This window comes from Prevotella sp. MGM2 (assembly GCF_002933955.1).
In the GTDB taxonomy this organism is placed as follows: Bacteria; Bacteroidota; Bacteroidia; order Bacteroidales; family Bacteroidaceae; genus Alloprevotella.
The window spans coordinates 1-1,791 of the sequence record NZ_BEWW01000315.1; the positions used below are offsets into that span (position 1 = coordinate 1).

Sequence of the window (1,791 nt, forward strand, 5' to 3'; positions counted from 1 at the left end):
TCGCTGTTGCAAAGATACGACATTTCGGAGGCAAAAGCAAGAAATGTTAAAACGGCTGCTGGCGCCGATGGCGGCACTCTGTGGCAGGCTTTAGCGTTAAAAAACAACTGCGGGCTTGGCCGTTTTGGGGGAAAGACGTATTTTTGCATCCGGAATTACAGAACGAGGACAGATTTGGCTGCTTGCAACCTCTCAAAAAAATGCTAAAACGACGGTCGATGCCTGCCGACAACCGCTCATGGGAAGTGGTCGGAAGAAAAAACGGAGCGACCACCGGAAATGCTCACAGCCATAATACCCCTGTACGTTCTGCTTTCGCCACTGCGTGAGCAGATTTTTTTGTTTAAATAAGTTTTTATCATCCTAACAGAAAGACGAGAAATGGGATATCTTTTCACTTCCGAATCGGTGTCTGAGGGACACCCCGACAAGGTGGCCGACCAAATATCGGACGCCGTGCTTGACGAATTGCTGGCCTATGACCCCAATTCGAAAGTAGCTTGCGAAACTCTTGTCACCACCGGGCAGGTGGTGGTGGCGGGCGAAGTAAAGTCCGGCGCTTATGCCGACCTGCAGGACATCGTCAGGCGCACCATCAGCCGGATAGGCTATACCAAGGCCGACTATAAGTTTGAGGCCGAGAGCTGCGGCATATTCAGCGCCATACACGAACAGAGTGCCGACATTAACCGCGGCGTTGAGCGTACCGACCCCATGGAACAGGGAGCGGGCGACCAGGGCATGATGTTCGGTTATGCCAACAATGAGACTGACACTTATATGCCCTTGCCGTTGTCTTTGGCTCACGACCTCATGATTGTGCTGGCCGAAATACGCCGCGAAGGGCGGCAGATGACTTATCTGCGTCCCGACTCGAAGAGCCAGGTTACGGTGGAATATGACGATAACGACCGCGCCGTGCGCATAGACAGTATTGTGGTATCCACGCAGCACGACGAATTTATCACAGCCTCCGAAGCTGGCTCACAGCAGAAGGCCGACGAGATGATGCTTGACCAGATACGCCGCGATGTCATTGACATTCTCGTTCCCCGCGTATTGCAGGAGCGTGTGAACACACCCGAAGTGAAGGAACTCTTCACGCGTGGCGACATCAAGTATTACGTTAACCCCACAGGGAAATTCGTCATTGGCGGCCCTCACGGCGACACCGGACTGACCGGCCGCAAAATCATTGTCGACACTTACGGCGGCAAAGGGGCACACGGAGGAGGCGCCTTCTCGGGCAAGGACCCCTCGAAGGTAGACCGCTCGGCAGCCTACGCGGCACGCCACATCGCAAAAAATATGGTAGCGGCCGGGGTGGCCGATGAAATGCTCGTGCAGCTGAGCTATGCCATAGGCGTGGCCCAGCCCATTTCGGTGTACGTCAACACTTACGGCAAGGCGCACGTAGACATGACCGACGGCGAGATAGCACGGAAGATTACGGAACTCTTCGACCTGAGACCCGCAGCTATCGAACAAAGGCTCAAACTGCGTCACCCCATCTATGAGGAAACTGCCAGCTATGGCCACGTGGGACGTACCTCGCAGATCGTCAGGAAAACCTTCCACGCACGGGGAGCAGAGGAGAAAACCGTAGAGGTGGAGCTCTTCACATGGGAAAAACTCGATTATGTTGAAAAAATCAAAGAAGTGTTCGCTCTTTGAACTTGAAGAAAAACATCAGGCTTTGAGGCAGTGCGGCAAAGATCTTGTCTGCCGCCACACTGCTCTCAGGGCGTAAATCTTTTAATACAGTCTGTATTTATGACCATTACCGTATAC

The 1,791-nt window shown here is 53.3% G+C and carries 2 protein-coding genes; both read left to right on the top strand.

From position 1 onward, the window contains the following. Window positions 1-200: 200 nt before the first annotated feature. Window positions 201-329 carry a hypothetical protein gene (locus C5S62_RS14065; RefSeq protein ID WP_255400154.1) on the top strand — a complete coding sequence of 43 codons (129 nt, stop codon included), beginning with the start codon at window positions 201-203 and terminating at the stop codon, window positions 327-329. A 52-nt stretch (window positions 330-381) separates the two neighbouring features. After that, a complete protein-coding gene (gene metK / locus C5S62_RS11825; RefSeq protein ID WP_104405586.1) occupies window positions 382-1,674 on the top strand; it encodes a methionine adenosyltransferase in 1,293 nt (430 codons plus the stop codon). The last annotated feature ends 117 nt before the right edge of the window (window positions 1,675-1,791 follow it).